Annotated in this window: 15 protein-coding genes; 7 read left to right on the top strand and 8 right to left on the bottom strand. The window is 70.9% G+C overall.

What is annotated here, in order from left to right:
* Positions 1-2: 2 nt before the first annotated feature.
* Positions 3-2609 carry a valine--tRNA ligase gene (valS, locus tag D1J51_RS06555; protein WP_119074386.1) on the bottom strand — a complete coding sequence of 869 codons (2607 nt, stop codon included), beginning with the start codon at positions 2607-2609 and terminating at the stop codon, positions 3-5.
* A 301-nt stretch (positions 2610-2910) separates the two neighbouring features.
* Between valS and D1J51_RS06550 the strand changes: the two genes are divergently transcribed.
* Together D1J51_RS06550 and D1J51_RS06545 are read left to right on the top strand one after the other, a co-directional pair.
* The gene (locus tag D1J51_RS06550) at positions 2911-3390 is read left to right on the top strand and encodes a DUF2975 domain-containing protein (RefSeq protein WP_119074385.1); all 480 of its coding nucleotides are present in this window, start codon (positions 2911-2913) and stop codon (positions 3388-3390) included.
* Positions 3390-3602: a helix-turn-helix domain-containing protein gene (locus D1J51_RS06545; RefSeq protein ID WP_119074384.1), complete on the top strand. Its 213-nt coding sequence runs from the start codon at positions 3390-3392 to the stop codon at positions 3600-3602. The genes D1J51_RS06550 and D1J51_RS06545 overlap by 1 nt, the downstream gene beginning before the upstream one ends.
* Before the next feature lie 172 nt (positions 3603-3774).
* Here the strand turns inward: D1J51_RS06545 and D1J51_RS06540 are convergent, their stop codons facing one another.
* The 3 genes from D1J51_RS06540 to D1J51_RS06530 all read right to left on the bottom strand — a co-directional run bounded on the left by D1J51_RS06540 (position 3775) and on the right by D1J51_RS06530 (position 7011).
* Positions 3775-4686: a glycine betaine ABC transporter substrate-binding protein gene (locus tag D1J51_RS06540; RefSeq protein ID WP_119074383.1), complete on the bottom strand. Its 912-nt coding sequence runs from the start codon at positions 4684-4686 to the stop codon at positions 3775-3777.
* A gap of 70 nt (positions 4687-4756) precedes the next feature.
* Positions 4757-5662 (bottom strand): ABC transporter permease, encoded by a 906-nt coding sequence (locus D1J51_RS06535; RefSeq protein WP_119074382.1) that lies wholly within the window; start codon positions 5660-5662, stop codon positions 4757-4759.
* Positions 5662-7011, bottom strand: coding sequence for a quaternary amine ABC transporter ATP-binding protein (locus tag D1J51_RS06530; protein ID WP_119074381.1), 1350 nt, complete (start codon positions 7009-7011; stop codon positions 5662-5664). Before D1J51_RS06530 ends, D1J51_RS06535 begins: the two co-directional genes overlap by 1 nt.
* A gap of 704 nt (positions 7012-7715) precedes the next feature.
* Here D1J51_RS06530 and ileS point away from each other — a divergent pair.
* The 5 genes from ileS to D1J51_RS06505 are packed head-to-tail and all read left to right on the top strand — an operon-like array spanning position 7716 to position 14611.
* Positions 7716-11105 carry an isoleucine--tRNA ligase gene (gene ileS / locus D1J51_RS06525; RefSeq protein ID WP_119074494.1) on the top strand — a complete coding sequence of 1130 codons (3390 nt, stop codon included), beginning with the start codon at positions 7716-7718 and terminating at the stop codon, positions 11103-11105.
* Positions 11102-12442, top strand: coding sequence for a bifunctional folylpolyglutamate synthase/dihydrofolate synthase (locus D1J51_RS06520; RefSeq protein WP_119074380.1), 1341 nt, complete (start codon positions 11102-11104; stop codon positions 12440-12442). Before ileS ends, D1J51_RS06520 begins: the two co-directional genes overlap by 4 nt.
* Positions 12439-12900, top strand: a complete 462-nt coding sequence (locus tag D1J51_RS06515) for a DUF4233 domain-containing protein (RefSeq protein WP_240422986.1) — start codon at positions 12439-12441, stop codon at positions 12898-12900. Before D1J51_RS06520 ends, D1J51_RS06515 begins: the two co-directional genes overlap by 4 nt.
* A gap of 47 nt (positions 12901-12947) precedes the next feature.
* The gene (gene ndk, locus D1J51_RS06510) at positions 12948-13379 is read left to right on the top strand and encodes a nucleoside-diphosphate kinase (protein ID WP_119074378.1); all 432 of its coding nucleotides are present in this window, start codon (positions 12948-12950) and stop codon (positions 13377-13379) included.
* A 17-nt stretch (positions 13380-13396) separates the two neighbouring features.
* Positions 13397-14611, top strand: coding sequence for a winged helix-turn-helix domain-containing protein (locus D1J51_RS06505; RefSeq protein WP_240422984.1), 1215 nt, complete (start codon positions 13397-13399; stop codon positions 14609-14611).
* Positions 14612-14649: 38 nt separating this feature from the next.
* On the opposite strand, the gene D1J51_RS06500 is transcribed toward D1J51_RS06505, so the two are convergent.
* The 4 genes from D1J51_RS06500 to D1J51_RS06485 all read right to left on the bottom strand — a co-directional run bounded on the left by D1J51_RS06500 (position 14650) and on the right by D1J51_RS06485 (position 18298).
* On the bottom strand, positions 14650-14976 hold the full coding sequence (locus tag D1J51_RS06500) for a metal-sensitive transcriptional regulator (RefSeq protein WP_205547777.1): 327 nt from the start codon (positions 14974-14976) through the stop codon (positions 14650-14652).
* A gap of 181 nt (positions 14977-15157) precedes the next feature.
* Positions 15158-17428, bottom strand: a complete 2271-nt coding sequence (locus tag D1J51_RS06495) for a heavy metal translocating P-type ATPase (protein ID WP_119074376.1) — start codon at positions 17426-17428, stop codon at positions 15158-15160.
* A 46-nt stretch (positions 17429-17474) separates the two neighbouring features.
* A complete protein-coding gene (locus D1J51_RS06490) occupies positions 17475-18089 on the bottom strand; it encodes a YdhK family protein (protein WP_119074375.1) in 615 nt (204 codons plus the stop codon).
* Positions 18089-18298, bottom strand: coding sequence for a heavy-metal-associated domain-containing protein (locus D1J51_RS06485; protein ID WP_119074374.1), 210 nt, complete (start codon positions 18296-18298; stop codon positions 18089-18091). The genes D1J51_RS06490 and D1J51_RS06485 overlap by 1 nt, the downstream gene beginning before the upstream one ends.
* Between the last annotated feature and the right edge of the window lie 108 nt (positions 18299-18406).

Genomic DNA, 18406 nt, shown 5'->3' with positions numbered 1-18406 from the left:
GGCTACGCCTCCGCCCGCTCGAGGCGGATCTCGGCGACCGCGACCGACTCGATCTCGGCCGCCTCGATGCGCAGCTCGGAGATGCGCCCGGTCGCGGCGAGGTCTTCGGCCGCCAGCGCCAGGCGATCCCGATCGGCCGCCGGGGCGCGCACGATCGCGAGCTCGACCGGGGTGCGCTGGGACGCCTTGGCCTCGGTCTTCGCGCCGCGGATGCCGATGAGCGCGCGCCCGACGAGCCCGAGCAGTTCGGGGTCGGCGTCGTCGCCGGCGAGCTCGGAGATCTCCGAGGCCTCGGGCCACGCGGCCAGGTGCACCGACCCCTCGTCGAACCACGACCACACCTCCTCGGCGGCGAACGGGAGGAACGGGGCGAACAGGCGGACGAACGTCGAGAGTGCGGTGCGCAGCGCGGTCACGGCCGACGCCCGGGAGGCGCCGCTGCCCGCGTGTGCGCGCTCCTTGACGAGCTCCAGGTAGTCGTCGCAGAAGGTCCAGAAGAACGACTCGGTGGTTTCGAGCGCCCGCGCGTGGTCGTACTGCTCGAAGGCTCGCGTCGCGCTGTCGACCACCATCGCGAGGTTCGCGATCATCGAGCGGTCGAGCGCCTCGGTGACGCCGCCGGCGCCCGAAGCGTCGAACGAGAGCGCGAACTTGGCCGCGTTCAACAGCTTGATGGCGAGGCGGCGGCCGATCTTGATCTGCGTCGGGTTCTGCGGGTCGAAGGCCGCGTCGGTGCCGAGCTTGGCCGAGGCCGCCCAGTAGCGCACCGCGTCCGAGCCGTGCTGCTCGAGCAGGCCGGCCGGCGTCACGACGTTGCCCTTCGACTTCGACATCTTCTTGCGGTCTGGGTCGAGGATCCAGCCCGAGATGCCCGCGCTCTTCCACGGCAACCGTCCCGCCTCGAGCTCCGAGCGCAGCAGCGTCGAGAACAGCCAGGTGCGGATGATGTCCTGCCCCTGGGGGCGCAGGCTGTAGGGGTACACGAGGTCGAAGAGCTCGGGATCGCGCTCCCAGCCGCCCGCGAGCTGCGGGGTGAGCGACGATGTCGCCCAGGTGTCCATCACGTCGACCTCGCCCTGGAATCCGCCCGGGACGCCCCGCTGCTCCTCGGTGTAGCCCTCGGGGAGATCGCTCGAGGGGTCGACGGGCAGCTGATTCTCGGAGGCGAGGATCGGCTGGTCGAACACCGGGTTGCCCTCGGCGTCGAGCGGGTACCAGACAGGGATCGGCACGCCGAAGAAGCGCTGGCGCGAGATGAGCCAGTCGCCGGAGAGCCCCTCGACCCAGTTCTCGTAGCGCACCCGCATGAAGTCGGGGTGCCAGTCGAGCTCGCGGCCGTGCGCGAGCAGCCGCTCGCGCAGATCCTCGTCGCGCGCGCCGTTCTTGACGTACCACTGGCGCGTCGACACGATCTCGAGCGGCCGGTCGCCCTTCTCGAAGAACTTGACCGGGTGGCTCATTTTGCGGATCTCGCCGACGAGCTCGCCCGAGGCCTGCAGCGCCTCCACGACGGCGGCCTTGGCGCTGAACACGGTCTTGCCGGCGATCCGCGCGTACGCCTCGCGCCCGCGCTCGCTCGTGATGGCCTCCGGGGCCTCGGCGATGACGCGGCCGTCGAAGCCGAGGATCGCGCGGTTGGGAAGACCGAGCTCGCGCCACCAGACCACGTCGGTGACGTCGCCGAAGGTGCAGATCATGGCGATGCCGGTGCCCTTGTCCTGCTGCGCGAGGTGGTGGGCCACGATCGGCACCTCGACGTCGAAGAGGGGCGTGCGCACGGTCGTTCCGAAGAGCGGCCGGTATCGCTCGTCGTCGGGGTGCGCGACGAGCGCCACGCAGGCCGCGAGCAGCTCGGGGCGGGTGGTGTCGATGAGGAGGTCGCCCGAGCCGTCGCTCTTGTGGAACGCGAGGGCGTGGTAGGCGCTGGGCTGCTCGCGGTCCTCGAGCTCGGCCTGCGCCACCGCGGTGCGGAAGGTGACGTCCCAGAGGGTCGGCGCCTGCGCCTGGTAGGCCTCGCCGCGCCGCACGTTGCGGATGAAGGCGAGCTGCGAGGCCCGCAGCGACTCCGCGCCGATGGTGCGGTAGGTCTGGGTCCAGTCGACCGACAGGCCGAGGGTGCGCCAAAGATCCTCGAACTGCTTCTCGTCCTCGACGGTCAGCCGCTCGCACAGCTCGATGAAGTTGCGGCGCGAGATGGGCTGCTGATCCGCCGCTTTGACGCTCTTGCCGTCGCCGCCCTCGTGCGGCGGCGCGAAGTCCTCGACGTAGGGGAGCGAGGGGTCGCAGCGCACGCCGTAGTAGTTCTGCACGCGGCGCTCGGTGGGCAGGCCGTTGTCGTCCCAGCCCATCGGGTAGAAGACGCGCCGGCCGCGCATGCGCTGGTAGCGGGCGACGGTGTCGGTGTGGGTGTAGGAGAACACGTGGCCGACGTGCAGCGATCCCGAGGCCGTCGGCGGGGGAGTGTCGATGCTGTAGACGTCGCCCGCGGTCGCCCCCTCGCGGTCGAAGCGGTACGTTCCCCGCTCCTCCCAGACCGGCCCCCACTTCGCCTCGAGGCCTTCGAGACGGGGCTTGTCGGGGACGACGTGCTTGTCGGGGATCGCGCTCATGCAGGGCTCCGTCTTCGATATGGGCGGCACCGCGTGGTCGCATCGCCCGGCGGGCGCTGCTGGTGCCTGATGGTCAACCCGGCCAGTCTATCGCGCTGCCGCGGTCGAGCCTTCGCGCGAGGCCCCGGTGTCCACGCGAACCGTGTGCGCCTTTCTGCCGCCCGCGGGCGACGATAGCGCCCGAAGGGCGCACCTCGATTCGAGCGCGAGCGGACCAGCGGACCAGCTGCCCAGTTGCGTGAAGCCGTCGGAGGTAATATCGTTTTTCGATAGGTATATATCGATAAACGATCGGAGTAGCATGCATCGCGCCACGATCCTCACGCTGCAGGGGCTCATCACGGTACTGCTGGTCCTGCTGCTCGGCCTCCAGGTACTGGTGGTCGGCGGGCTGTTCTTCGGGCTCGCGGGCGATCCGGGACTCCCGACGGGAGCCGACGTGCTCCTCGGAGTCTGCGTCGTCGGCTTCGTGCTCTGCGCGCAGGCGATCCTCGTCTGCGTCTGGAGACTCGCCACGCTCGCCGCTGCGGCGCGCATCTTCGACCCGTCGGCCTTCTCGTGGGTGCACGCGGCGCTGGCCGCCACGGTCGCCGCTGCGGCGTTCGCGCTGACCGCCACCGTCGCGGTCTCCGCTCTGCAGGGCGGCGTGCCGCCCGTCGTGGGGGTCGGCGGCGTTTTCGTCACGCTCCTCTGCCTCGGCCTCGCGCTGGTGATCGTGGTCATGCGGGCGCTGCTGCGGCAGGCCGCGCAGCTCGAGCGAGAGCTGGCGGAGGTGGTGTGATGGCGATCCGGATCGACCTCGACGTGCAGCTCGCGAAGCAGAAGATGGGCGTCGCGGAGCTCGCCGACGCCATCGGCATCACCCCGGCCAACGTCTCCGTGCTGAAGAACGGACGGGCGAAGGCGGTGCGCTTCACCACACTCGACGCGATCTGCCGCGTGCTCGAGTGCCAGCCGGGCGACATCCTCAGCTGGGCGCCGGACGACGACTGATCCGGGGCGCCGAGGATCGCGGCGCACGCCGCGCTCGCCATCGGCCACCTGGTGCTCACCGTGTGGGTGCGAGTCTGGTTCGGAACGATCGTCTGGCGGCTGCCTCTGAGCTCGCGATGCCGCACGGAGAGACGGCCCGTCTTCCCTCGGGAGGAAGACGGGCCGTCGGAGATCAGCTCGCGATGAGCCCGGGGAAGGCGTCGGGATTCTCGGCGACCCAGGCCTTCACGGCGCCGGCCGGATCGTCCTTGTACTCGTCCCCGGTCACGAGGCCCTCGAGCGAGCCGTAGGAGGGGTCGTCGAGCTTGATGCCGCCGATGAACTCCGCGGCATCGGGGAACTTCTCCGTGAAACCGCCGGTGCCGAGGAAGTGGAGCGCCTCGGGCTCGCCCATCGCTCCCTTCGGATCCTCGAGGTCCTTGACGGGGAAGGCGTCGTTGGCCCAGAACGGACGCCACAGCGTCACGACCACGTCCTGCTTCTTGTCGATCTTCTCCTGGAGCGTCGCCAGCATCGTGGCCGTCGACGAGGTGACGAGCTTGTACTCGCCGTCGAGGCCGTACTCGGGCATCATGACGGTCTCGGTCTGCTCGGTGAGGCCCGCGCTCGGCTCGATGCCGATGATCTCGCCGTCGAAGCGGTCGGCCTGACCGGCGAGATCATCGATCGAGTTCACGTCGTCCATGTACTCGGGTACCGCGATGGTCAATACGGCGTTGTCGTAGTAGGCGCCGAGGTCCTCGAGATCCTCGCCGTACTTCTTCATGTAGGTGGCGTGGGTCTTCTCGGACCAGGCCGACGGGTACACGTCGACGTCGCCGTTGGCGAGCGCCGTGTAGAGCACGGCGGCCTCGGTGAACTCCTGCATCTCGACCTCGTAGCCCATCTTCTCGAGCTGGTTCTGAAGCAGGTAGGCGGTGCTCAGCCCGTCGGTCCAGCTGGGCAGGAAGCCGAGGGTGATCGTGCCCTTGTCCCCGCCTTCGCCGCTTGCTTCTCCGCCGCCGGTCGAGCAGCCCGCGAGGACGAGGCTTGCGGCCGCTCCGAGGGCGAGCGCTCCGGCGAGCTTGCGCTTGAACTTGAACATGTCGTTTCCTAACTGTGGTGAATGGATGGGTCGGGTTCCTCGCGCCGTTCGCTCGGCTGGGTGCGGCGCGCTATAAGGCCGGGGCGGTCGGGGCAGCGGACCGTGCGCCGCGGCGTCGGCGCAGCACGCCGAGCAGCGACGACGCGCGCGATCCGGGCTTGCCCAGCGAGGCGGTGACGCGGTCGAGGAAGACGGCGAGGATCACAACGCTCAGGCCCGCCTCGACGCCCTTCGCGATGTCCAGCGTGGAGAGCGCCGCCACGACCTCCTTGCCGAGGCCGTCGGCGCCGGCCATGCCCGCGACGACCGCCATCGACAGCGCCAGCATGATGACCTGGTTGATGCCGGCCATGATCGTGGGCATCGCGAGCGGCAGCTGGATGCCCCGCAGGATTCGGCGCGGCGCGGCGCCGAAGGCCTGTCCCGCCTCAACGGTCTCGGAGTCCACTCCGCGAATGCCGAGTTCGGTGAACCGCACGCCCGGCGGCAGCGAGAACAGCAGCGTCGCGAACACGCCCGGCACGAAGCCCACGCTGAAGAACACGACCGCCGGGATCAGGTAGACCAGCGACGGCATGGTCTGCATGAAATCGAGCACCGGCCTGATGACGGCGCTGAATCGATCGCTTCGGGCGGCGAGGATGCCGATCGGCACGGCGATGGCGACCGCGATCAGCGCCGCGATGAGCACCAGCGCGAGCGTGAGCATCGCGTTCTCCCACTGGTCGATAGCCACGATCAGCAGCATGGTCAGCGCGGTGCCGACGGCCAGCTGCCAGGAGCGCACCAGCCAGCCGAGCAGGGCGAACACGGCGACCAGGGCGGCGAACGGGATCGAGACCAGCAGATCGGCGAGTCCTTCGACGAGCCAGCCCACGACCAGGGTGACGAACTCGAGCAGCCATTCGAAGGCGTTCTTGAACCAGTCCAGCCCGTCTGAGACCCAGTCGCCGAGCGGAATGCGCACACCGTTCATCAGCGCACCTCCTCGGTCGGGGCCACCGCTTCGGAGGAGTCTCCCGGGCGACTGTCGGCGAGGGTCGCCGTGATGGTCGCGGCCGGCACGGTGGGCGTCGGCTCGATGACGGGGATCTCGGTGGTCGCCGTGGGCAGGTCGGCGAGTGCCGCGAGCAGGGTGATGCGGGGCACGACGCCGATGAGGCGATCCTGCTCGTCGAGCACCGCGACCGGTAGCGGACTCTCCACGGCGAGCTCGAAGAGCTCGGAGATGTACCGATCGGGCCCGACGATCGATGGCGTCGGCCGCAGCACGAGGGTGAGGTCCGTGCCGCCCTCGCGCACCTGGCGCAGCACGTCCTTGTCGCGCACCACGCCGAGCAGCTTGCGTGCGCCGGTGGTGACGAAGCACGCCGAGGTCTGCAGGTCCCGCATCGTGCGCAGGGCGGTGCGGGGGCCCGCAGACGCAGGCACGACGGCGAGCGGGGGCTCCATGACGTCGCCGGCGGTGAGCACGCGGGCGCGGTCGACGTCCTGCACGAACTGGGCCACGTAGTCGTTGGCCGGATCGGTGAGGATGTCGTTGGGCGTGCCGACCTGCACGATGCGGCCGTCGCGCATCACGGCGATGCGATCGCCGAGGAACATGGCCTCGTTGAGGTCGTGCGTGATGAACACGATCGTCTTGTGCAGTTCCTGCTGCAGTTCGACGAGCTGCTCCTGCATCTCTCGCCGGATGAGCGGGTCGAGCGCCGAGAAGGCCTCGTCCATGAGCAGGATGTCGGTGTCGGCGGCGAACGCCCGCGCGATGCCGACGCGCTGCTGCATGCCGCCGGAGAGCTCGCCGGGCAGACGGTCCTCCCAGCCGCTCAGCCCCACGCGCTCCAGCCAGTGCCGAGCCCGCTCGCGACGCTCCCCGGGCGCGACGCCCTGGATCTCGAGCCCGTAGGCGACGTTGTCGAGCACGGTGCGGTGGGGGAGCAGCGCGAAGTGCTGGAACACCATCGACATCCGGTCGCGGCGAAGCGCGCGCAGTTCCGCCGCGCCCAGTCCGACGACCTCGGTGCCGAAGACGCGGATCGAGCCGTCCGTGGTGTCGTTCAGCCCGTTGAGCATGCGGATGAGCGTCGACTTGCCCGAGCCGCTCAGGCCCATCACGACGAAGATCTCGCCGGGATGCACGTCGAAGCTCGCGTCGATGACGGCCGCCGTTCCGACGGCGCGCAGGGACTCGCGCTCCTCTCCGGCGCGGAGGCGCCTGACGGCCTCCTTCGGGCGGCGGCCGAAGACCTTGTAGGCGCGGCTCACCGCGAGCGCGGGGGGCGCGGCGCCGACCGGTTCGGCAGGGGCGGACGGGGGTGTGCTCATCTCTCAACTCCTCGGGCGCGGCTCCGCGAGCGGGCGGACACGCCGAATAGACGGCCGGGGCGCCTCCGTTTCGGCGCACCTCTGACCGCGCGGCCTCTCACCAGGCCTGACACGTGTTGCGGGGCGGGGCCGGCCGCCTGCCCCCGACGCACCCGCTTCGGCCGCCGGCTCTCGGCGTACTCGTTCCGATACGGACGCGGGGAGCGGCACGGATCTCGCGCTCGACGCTGCCTTCGACGCTAACAACCCTCTCGATCGCACTGCAAAGCGAGATCGCCCGGTCTGCGGCGCTCGTGGCGGGGTTATCTCGCCCTGACCTGGAATTTCCTCGATCTGCCATCGTTACCCAGTCGTTACCCGACAGGTGTTTCCCGTGAGTCCGTGTAAACTGGCGACCAGCGACTGCGATCCGGCCATCACCGGGGAGTCTTCGGAAGAACAGCGTCGGTCCGTCCTCGTTCGGAGGTCCGGATCCGCCGCCCACTAGAACCGGACGGGTACGGCCCGTTACAGCCGAACGAAGAGGTCGCGCGCGGCGCCTCGAGGCGGCGTGCGCGGCAAGCGGGGTGGTACCGCGGGGAACGGGATCCCTGATCCCGGAGCTCGTCCCGGCGCGAGAGCGAAACCGTCGACGGCCGCGAATGTCGGAGGTCGTCGGCATCATGGATCGTGACACGTCAGCAGCCGGAATCGAGAAGGATCCCATGCCCTACCCCCAGCAGCACACGCCGGACGCCTCAGCCGCCCCGAGCCACCGGGTTCTGGCCGGGGGCGTCAGCCCGGCTCCGAGCTTCCCGGAGATCGAGCGGCGAGTGCTCGACTTCTGGAGGAGCGACGACACCTTCCGGGAGTCGATCCGCCGCCGCGAGGGCGCGCCGGAGTGGGTCTTCAACGACGGACCGCCGTTCGCGAACGGGCTGCCGCACTACGGCCACCTGCTCACGGGCTATGCGAAGGACGTGTTCCCCCGGTTCCAGACGATGCGCGGCCGCAAGGTCGAGCGCCGGTTCGGCTGGGACACCCACGGCCTTCCGGCGGAGCTCGAGGCGATGAAGCAGCTCGGCATCACCGAGAAGAGCGAGATCGAGCAGATGGGCGTCGCGGCCTTCAACGAGAAGGCGCGCACTTCGGTGCTGCAGTACACGCGGGAGTGGCAGGACTACGTCACCCGCCAGGCGCGCTGGGTCGACTTCGAGAACGGCTACAAGACGCTCGACCTCTCGTACATGGAGAGCGTCATCTGGGCGTTCAAGCAGCTCTACGACCGGGGTCTCGCCTACGAGGGATCCCGCATCCTGCCGTACTGCTGGCGCGACGAGACGCCGCTCTCGAACCACGAGCTGCGCATGGACGACGACGTCTACCAGATGCGCCAGGACCCATCGGTCACCGTGACCTTTCCCCTCACCGGGCCGCGCGCCGCCGAGCTCGGCATCGAGGGCGTGCGCGCCCTCGCGTGGACGACGACGCCGTGGACCCTGCCCACGAACGCGGCGCTGGCGGTCGGGCCCGGGATCGCCTACGCCGTCGTGCCGGCCGGGCCGGCGGACGCGGCCGACGGAGGAGAAGCCGGAGCGACGCGGTACCTGCTCGCGGACGACCTCGTCGCCGCGCACGCGAAGGACCTGGGCTACGACTCGGCCGAGACGGCCGCGGCCGCCGTCGAGCGCACCGTCGCGGGCGCCGAGCTCGCCGACGTGGGCTACGAGCGGCTCTTCGACTACTTCGCCGACGCCGGGGAGTGGGGCACGGAGCGCTGCTGGCGCATCCTCGTCGACGACTACGTGACCACCACGGACGGCACCGGCATCGTGCACCAGTCGCCGGCCTTCGGCGAGGACGACCACCGGCTCACCAGCGCCGCGGGCATGCCCACCATCGTCAGCCTCGACGACGGGGGGCGCTTCGTCGCGGCCGTCTCGGACGTGGCCGGCGAACTCTGGATGGACGCCAACCGGCCTCTGATCCGCCTGCTCCGGCAGCGCGGGCGCCTGCTGCGCGAGGCGAGCTACGAGCACTCGTACCCCCACTGCTGGCGCTGCCGCAACCCGCTCATCTACAAGGCGGTCTCCAGCTGGTTCGTGCGCGTCGCGGAGATCAAGCAGCGCATGCTCGAGGTCAACGAGCAGATCAGGTGGGTGCCCGAGAACGTGAAGCACGGCCAGTTCGGCAAGTGGCTCGAGGGCGCGCGCGACTGGTCGATCAGCCGCAACCGCTACTGGGGCTCGCCCATCCCCGTCTGGAAGAGCGACGATCCCGAGCACCCGCGCGTCGACGTCTACGGCTCGCTGGCCGAGCTCGAGGCCGACTTCGGCGAGCTGCCGCTGGGCGAGTCGGGCGAGGTCGACCTGCACCGCCCGTACATCGACGCCCTGACCCGCCCCAACCCCGACGACCCGACGGGCCGCTCCACCATGCGGCGCATCGAGGACGTCATGGACGTGTGGTTCGACTCGGGGTCGATGCCGTTCGCGCAGGCGCACTACCCGTTCGAGAACCGGGAGTGGTTCGACACGCACCAGCCGGCCGACTTCATCGTGGAGTACATCGGGCAGACGCGCGGATGGTTCTACGTGCAGCACGTGCTCGCGACCGCGCTCTTCGACCGCCCGGCCTTCAAAAACGTCATCAGCCACGGCATCGTGCTCGGCAGCGACGGCAACAAGATGTCGAAGTCGCTGCGCAACTACCCCGACGTGAACGAGGTGTTCGACCGCGACGGCTCCGACGCGATGCGGTGGTTCCTCATGGCGTCGCCCGTCGTGCGGGGCGGCAACCTCATCGTCACCGAGGAGGGCATCCGAGAGGGCGTGCGGCAGTTCCTCCTGCCGCTCTGGAACAGCTGGTACTTCTTCAGCCTCTACGCGAACGCCGACGGGCTGGAGGCCGAGCGTCGCACCGACTCGTCCGATCCGCTCGACCGCTACATCCTCGCCAAGACCGGACAGCTGATCCGCGACGTCGAGGCCCACCTGGAGGGCCTCGACACCACCTCCGCCGCCGAGGCGCTGCGGGCCTACGCCGAAGTGCTCACCAACTGGTACGTGCGCCGCTCGCGGGACCGCTTCTGGGAGGGGGCCTCCGGCGCGAACGGCCGGCCGGAGAACCGGCAGGCCTTCGACACGCTCTACACGGTGCTCGAGACCGTCTCGCGCGTGGCCGCGCCCTTGGCGCCGCTCGTCACGGAGGAGCTGTGGCGCGGCCTCACCGGAGGCCGCTCGGTGCACCTGAGCGACTGGCCCGATCCCTCCGAGTTTCCCGACGACCCCGAGCTCGTCTCCGCGATGGACGAGGTGCGCCAGATCACCTCCCAGGCGCTCGCGCTGCGCAAGGCCCGGCGGCTGCGCGTGCGCCTGCCGCTGCCCGAGCTGACGGTCGTCACGCAGCGGCCCGAGGCGCTCGAACCGTTCGCGGACATCCTGCGCGATGAGCTCAACGTGAAGGCGGTCCGCCTCGTGCGGCAGACCGAGACGAGCGCGCAGGAGCACGGGATCGTGCACTCGCTCGCCGTCAACGCCCGCGCTGCCGGGCCGCGTCTCGGCAAGCAGGTGCAGCAGGCGATCAAGGCGGCGAAGTCGGGCGACTGGAGCGAGGAGAACGGCGCCGTCGTGGCCGGCGGCATCGCGCTCGAGCCGCACGAGTACGAGCTGACGCTGCGGGTCGGCGACGGCTCCGAGGGCGGCCCCGCGCTCGCGCTGATCGCGGGGGATGGATTCGTGCTGCTCTCCACGGAGACCACGCACGAGCTCCAGGCCGAGGGACTCGCCCGCGACATCATCCGCGCGGTGCAGGAGGCGCGCAAGAACGCCGGCTTCGACGTGAGCGACCGGATCGAGCTGAAGCTCTGGTTCGCATCGTCCGACGACCTGCGCGACGTCATCAGCGCGTTCGAGGTCGCGCGCGTCGCGGAGGACACCCTGAGCACCGCCTACTCCCTCGGAGCCAGGGACGAGGCGCTGCTCGCCTCGGATGGTCTCGACTGGGGCATGTTCGACGGGGCGTTCGAGCACCTCGAGACGATCCCGGGCGGCAAGTACGCCAACCGGTTCGACGTCTTCATCAGCATTCGCCGGGCGAACGGAGCAGCGTCGTGACCCGCGCCGAGCGGGTCTACGCCGAGCTGCTCGAGAGGGTCGGCGAGGCCAGCCCGCGCCCCCGCATCGAGCCCGTGCGCCGACTCGCCGAGCTCGCGGGATCGCCGCAGCTGTCGTACCCCGTGATCCAGATCGCGGGCACGAACGGCAAGACCTCGACGAGCCGGGCCATCGAGTCGCTGCTGCGGGCGCACGGGCTGCGCACAGGCCTCTTCACGAGCCCGCACCTCGTCGACTTCACGGAGCGCTTCCAGATCGACGGGGTGCCCGTCGACGGCGCAGTGCTCGCCGCGGCGTGGGACGAGCTCCGCCTGCCGATCGAGGTGATCGACGCCGAGCTCGAGGCGTCGGGACAGGGCCCGATCACGTTCTTCGAGGCGCTCGCGGTGCTCGCGTACGCGGTCTTCGCCGACGCGCCCGTCGAGGTCGCGGTGATCGAGGTCGGCATGGGCGGCGAGTGGGACGCGACGAACATCGTCGACGCGCGCGTGGCCGTCTTCACGCCGATCGACCTCGACCACACCGCGATCCTCGGGCCCGACATCGAGACGATCGCGCGCACCAAGGCCGGCATCGTGAAGCCGGGCAGCACGGTCGTGACCGCCGAGCAGGATCCGGCCGCGCTCGTCGAGCTCGAGGCGGCGGCCGAGCGCGCCGGCTCCCGCATAGCCGTGCAGGGGCGGGACTTCCGGCTGGTCGAGGACCGGTTCGCCGTCGGGGGGCGGCAGATCGACGTCGTCGGCATCAGCGGCCGCTCCTACGATCCGGCCTTCGTGCCGCTCTTCGGACGGCATCAGGCCGAGAACACGGTGCTCGCGATCGCGGCGGTCGAGGCGTTCTTCGGCTCCGAGAGGCCCGTTCCGGAGCAGGTGCTCGACGAGGGCCTCGGGCAGCTCACCTCCCCGGGGCGCCTGCAGCTCATCGGCACGGATCCGGTCGTCTACGTCGACGCCGCCCACAATCCGCACGGCGTCCGGGCGCTCGTGCGCGCCGTGACCGAGTCCTTCAGCTTCGAGGAGCTGGCGCTCGTCGTCGGGGTGCTCGCGGAGAAGGACGCCGCCGGGATGCTCGAGGCGCTCGCCCCGGTCGCGCACCGCGTCACGCTGACCCCGGTCGACTCACCGCGCAGCCTCGACCCCGGCGAACTGCGCGTCGAGGCTGAGGAGGCCGTGCCGGATACTCCCATCGAGGTGGCCGAGTCGCTGCCGGAGGCGCTCGACGAGGCGCGGGCCTGGGCCGCGCGCGCCGAGGGCCGAGCGGTCCTGGTGGTCGGCTCGGTGCTGCTGGTGGGCGAGGCCATCGCCCACTCCCGCGCCGAGGGATGGGGGAGCGCGTGAGCCCCGCCCCCGAGCGCGACGGCGAGCCCGAACTGCGCCTCTCGCCGTCGGAGAGGATGGCGCACCACTCGGCGATGCGCATCTCGGGGGCCGGCCGTCACGGGCAGTCGACGCAGAAGGCCCTCGCGTCGATCGTGCTCGGCTTCGAGCTCATCATCGTCGTGCTGATCGGCCTCACCCTGTTCGGCCTGAGCGTTCTCGAACCGCGCGAGCTCGGCCTCGCCATCGGCGGCGGTCTCGCGGTCGTCATCATCGCGGGCCTCGCCGCCATGCGGGCGGGCCGGGCCGGCATCGTCATCGGTTGGATCGTGCACGCGCTCATGCTGGCCACCGCCATCCTGCTCCCCGCCGCGCTCATCGTGGGTCTGCTCTTCAGTGCGCTCTGGATCTACTGCATGGTCAGGGGCGCGCAGATCGACCGCGACCGCCGACGGTGGCTCGCCGAGCAGCACCGGTAAGCTGGTCTCCCGGCAACCCGCACCGCCCGACCCACGAAGGAGCCCGCATGTCAGCTGCCCAGCCGCAGACCGAAGAGACCCTCATCCTGGTGAAGCCCGATGGCGTGGCCCGCGGCCTCACGGGGGAGATCCTGCGCCGCGTCGAGGCGAAGGGATACCGCATCGCCGATCTGCGAATGGTGCGCGCGGACCGCGAACTGCTCGTGGCCCACTACGAGGAGCACGAGGGCAAGCCGTTCTTCGAGCCGCTCATCGAGTTCATGAGTTCCGGCCCCACCGTCGCCGTGCGCGCCGAGGGCAACCGCGTCATCGAAGGATTCCGGTCGCTGGCGGGGGCCACCGACCCCACCGCCGCTGCCCCCGGTACGATCCGCGGCGACCTCGGACGCGACTGGGGGCTCAACGTGCAGCAGAACCTCGTGCACGGCTCCGACTCGACGCTCTCCGCGGAGCGCGAGCTCGCGCTCTGGTTCGCCTGAGCGCTGAAGCCGCGACGGTGCCGATCCGCGACTCTCTGAGCGCCGCCGAGGCGCGCCGCGTCTCCCTGGCCGCGCAGGGGTTCGCGAACGCGCCTCGGCTCCGCAGGCGCCGCCCGTTCGACTCCGCGCTCGGCGCGCTGCACGTGCTGCAGATCGACTCCGTCAACGTGTTCGCGCGCAGCCACTACCTGCCCGTGTTCTCCCGCCACGGCGACTACGATCCCTCGGCGCTCGATCGGCACCTGTGGGGGAGCGGCGAGTTCACGGAGTACTGGGCGCACGAGGCGGCGTTCGTGCCCGTGCGGGATCGCGCGCTGTTCGGGTGGCGCATGGACGAGTACCGCGAGCGGCACCTCAGGGACGGGCGCGCCGCGGCGCTCGCCGAGACGGCGGGGAGGGTGCGCCGGCGGCTCGCCGACGAGGGCCCGCGATTCGTGCGCGAGCTCGAGCAGGGGCCGCGGGGCGGTCGGGGCCCGTGGTGGGACTGGAGCGACACGAAGCGCGCCGTCGAGATGCTCTTCGCCTGGGGCGAGGTCGCCACGACCGGACGCGAGGGCTTCCAGCGCCGCTACGCGCTCGCCGAGCAGGCGCTGCCCGCGGAGGCGCTCGGGCCCGTTCCGAGGGCGGACGCGCAGCGGATCCTCGTCGAACGCGCCGCGCGCGCCCTGGGCGTCGCCACGCTCGCCGACCTCGCCGACTACCACCGGCTGAGGACCGCCGACGCCCGCGTAGCGGCACGGGCGCTCGAGGAGTGCGGTGCGCTGCTCCCGGTGCGCGTCGCGGGGTGGACGAACGGCGCGGGCAGGCCCGAGCCCGCGTGGCTGCACCGGGACGCACGCGTGCCGTCCCGGCTCGCTCCCGACGCGCTGCTCACGCCGTTCGACCCCGTCGTGTGGTTCCGGCCCCGTGCCGAGCGCATGTTCGACTTCCACTACCGCATCGAGATCTACACGCCCAAGGAGCAGCGCCGCTTCGGCTACTACTGCCTGCCGCTGATGGTGGGAGGTCGGCTCGCGGGGCGCATCGACCTCAAGGCGGATCGCGCGAAGCGGTCCGACAACGGGGGAGCGCTGCTCGTGCAGGCCGCCTGGCGCGAGGACCGCGCCCCGGCGCGCACGGCCGAGGCCGCGGCGGAGCTGCTCGCGCGGGCCGCCGCCTGGCAGGGCCTCGACGAGGTGCGGGTGAGCGGGGTCGGCAATCTCCCGCTGCCCGAGCGCTTCGATGCCGGCTGAGCGCCGACCGCCGGCCGTGCGCAGGGCATCGAGCCCCGTCAGGAGCGGACGAGTCGGTTGATCGCGTCGGACGCTTCCCGGAGCTTCTCCTCGGCGGCCGCGTCGCCCTGTTTGGCGGCGTCGAGGACGCAGTGCCTGAGGTGGTCGTCGAGCAGCCCGGTCGCCACGCCCTGCAGCGCCCGGGTGAGAGCGCTGATCTGGGTGAGGATGTCGATGCAGTACTTCTCCTCGTCGATCATCTTGGCGATGCCGCGAGCCTGGCCCTCGATCCGCTTCATCCGACTGATGTAGCGGCTCTGATCGCTGATGTAGCCGTGGTGGTGCGTATCGGGACCGTTCGGGTCGGGTTCGTGCTGGGGAGCCATGAGCATGTCCTTTACTTCTCGCGTTCGGGACCGGCCGCGGCAGCCGGGATCGGGGGAGGTCGATGCGTCGCGTCGTCCGTTGCGAGCGATCGGCACCGGCAGGACGAGCCCCGCCGATGCCAGAGTACCGGCTCCGGGCGCGATCGGGAGAGGGACGCGGCGTGCGGATCAGAGGCGCCGATCACCCGATCACGCTCCTGAAGCCGCGGAGGCGGAGGCTGTTGCCGACCACGAACGCGCTGGAGAACGCCATCGCCGCGCCCGCGAGCATGGGGTTGAGCATGCCGAGGGCCGCGATCGGGATCGCCGCGGTGTTGTAGGCGAACGCCCAGAACAGATTGCTCTTGATCGTCGACAGCGTCTTGCGGGAGAGCCGGATCGCGTCGACCGCGGCCCGGAGATCGCCCCGCACCAGCGTCAGGTCCGACGCCTCGATCGCGACGTCGGTGCCCGTGCCCATCGCGAGCCCCAGGTCGGCCTGCGCGAGCGCGGGAGCGTCATTGACGCCGTCCCCGATCATCGCCACGACCTTCCCCGCGCTCTGGAGGCGGGAGACGACGGCGACCTTGTCCTGCGGCAGCACCTCGGCGATCACCTCTTCGATGCCGACCTCCGCGGCGATCTGCCTGGCGACCGCCTCGTTGTCTCCGGTCAGCAGCACGGGAGTGAGGCCGAGCCGCTTCAGCCCCGCTATCGCCTCGGAGCTCGTCGGTCTCACCGTGTCCGCCACGATCAGGATGCCGCGGGCCCGCCCGTCCCAGCCGACCGCGACGACGGTCTTGCCCTCGCTCTCGGCGCGCGCCTTGGCCGCGGAGACCTCGGGGGAGAGGCGCTGCGACCAGTCGGCCAGCAGCGACTCGCGGCCGACCACGACCGCGGTGCCGTTCACGATGCCCTGAACGCCTTTGCCCGCGACGCTCGCGAAGTCATCCAGCACCGGAAGTTCGCCAACCTCAGCCGCGGCTCCCTTGGCGATCGCCCGCGCGATCGGGTGCTCCGAGGCGTTCTCGAGCGCGCCGGCGAAGCGCAGCAGCTGCTCCCGGTCGGCACCGGGCTCGGCGATCGCGGCGACCAGGGCCATCTTCCCACTGGTCACGGTGCCGGTCTTGTCGAGCACGACGGTGTCGACCTTGCGGGTGGACTCGAGCACCTCGGGCCCCTTGATGAGGATGCCCATCTGCGCACCGCGCCCGGTGCCGACCAGCAGCGCGGTCGGGGTGGCGAGCCCCAGCGCGCACGGGCAGGCGATCACGAGCACCGCGACCGCCGCCGTGAACGCCGCCGCGACCGGGAAGCCGGCCCCCAGCCACGCCCCGAGGGCGGCGACCGCGATCGCGATCACGATCGGTACGAACACGCCCGAGATCTTGTCGGCCAGGCGCTGCACCTCGGCCTTGCCGGTCTGCGCGTCCTCGACGAGCTTCGCCATCTGCGCCAGCTGCGTATCCGCGCCCACGCGGGTGGCGCGCACCACGAGCCTGCCGCCCGCGTTCACGGTCGCGCCGGTCACCGGGTCGCCCTCCGCGACCTCCACGGGCACGGATTCGCCGGTGAGCATCGACGCGTCCACGGCGGAGGTTCCCGACACGACCGTGCCGTCGGTCGCGATCTTCTCGCCGGGGCGCACCACGAACTCGTCGCCGACCCGCAGCTCCGCGGTCGGGATCTGCACTTCGGCGCCGTCGCGCAGCACCGACACCTCCTTCGCGCCCAGCTCGAGCAGCGCGCGCAGGGCGGCGCCGGCTCTGCGCTTGGAGCGCTTCTCGAAGTAGCGGCCCATGAGGATGAACATCGTCACCCCGGCCCCGACCTCGAGGTAGATGTTCGCCGCCCCGTCCGACGGGGCGATGGCGAACTCGAACGCGTGGGTCATCCCCGGAGTGCCGGCGGTGCCCCAGAACAGCGCGTACACCGACCACAGCAGCGCCGCGGACGTGCCCATAGAGATGAGGGTGTCCATCGTCGCCGTGCCCTGCTTCAGGTTCGCCCAGGCGGCCCTGTGGAACGGCCACGCCCCCCACACGATCACCGGAGCCGCGAGCGCCAGCGACGCCCACTGCCAGTAGGTGAACTGCAGGGCGGGGATCATCGCCATCGCTATCACGGGCACCGTCAGCACGACCGACCCGATCAGCCGCTGCCTGAGCGACGCGAGCTCCGGGTCGTCCCCGCCCGCGCCGCCGTCCGACGTCGGCGACGCCGTCTTCGGGTCCTTCGGCTGCGGGAGGGCGGCCCGGTACCCGGTCTTCTCGACCTCGGCGACCAGCAGCTGAGGGTCGTACCCCTCGGGCACGGTGACCTTCGCCTTCTCGGTGACGTAGTTGACCGTCGCCCGAACGCCGTCGAGCCCGTTCAGTTTGCGCTCGATCCGGTTCGCGCAGGAGGCGCAGGTCATCCCGCCGATCTCCAACTCGATGTCCGGGCCGCCCGTCCGTGGCGCTGATGCGCTCATCCTGTTCCCTACCTTCCGCTCCTGCGATGCGACCCGACTCGCCCGATCACCGGGCGGGTCGGATCTCGCTCTCGACGACCCACTTGTGATTCGTCATGCGCATGCCGTCCACCTCGAGGTCGACCATGTACACCGTCTCGTCGGTCGAGCTCTCGATCGTCGCCGCTGCCGACTGCATGCCCGCCGCGTGCTCGGCCCGCAGCACGACCGCCGTGCCGTCGGCCAGCGGCGCCGGGCCGGGGGCCTCGAGTTCCTCGTGAACGACCCAGCGGTGGCCGGTTACCGGGTCGCCGCCCGTGGTCGGCGTGTACGTCACCGAATACGCCGTCGTGTCGAAGGCTCCGGAGATCGTCGCCTTCGCCCCGTCCATACCGGGCATGTGATCGGCGGCGAGGACCACCTCGGTGCCCACCGGGTAGGCCGGATCGGAAGCGGCCCGGATCCCCGCGGGAGGGGGGCCTCCATCGGCGGGGTGGTCCATCCCGCCGGATCGCTGCGCCGTCATCTCGTCCGCTCCCTCGCCGTGATCGCTCATCCCGCTCTGCCCGGACCATGCCTCGACCAGGCTGTCGGGAACGAGGACGCCGGCGAGCCCGAAGGCCCCGCCGAACGCCACCGCCAGCCCGGCCCCGTAGAGGGCGAGCCGTCCGGCCGCGTTCATCAGACGCGCACCGCCCGGTACCCGGCCTCCTCGACCGCCGCGAGCACCTGCGCGTCGTCGATCTCGCCGGTGCCGGAGACCACGAGCCGGCCCGTCTGGGCGCTGACCTCGATGTCCGTGACGCCCTCGACCTCGCCGACCTCCTCGCGGATCGACATCTCGCAGTGCCCGCAGGTCATGCCCGTCACCTGGTACTCGTTCTTCGCCATCACGCGTCCTTTCGCTTCGTATATACCCCGAGGGGGTACCTGTCGAACTCAACGATATACCCCGCAAGGGTATTCCGGCAAGCGATCCCCCGCGTCGAAGCCGTGCTC

Origin of the sequence: Leucobacter sp. wl10, from assembly GCF_003569785.1 — a bacterium.
In the GTDB taxonomy this organism is placed as follows: Bacteria; Actinomycetota; Actinomycetes; order Actinomycetales; family Microbacteriaceae; genus Leucobacter.
The sequence above is the reverse complement of the archived record's forward strand: the minus strand, read 5'-3'. Positions and strand labels throughout refer to the sequence as shown.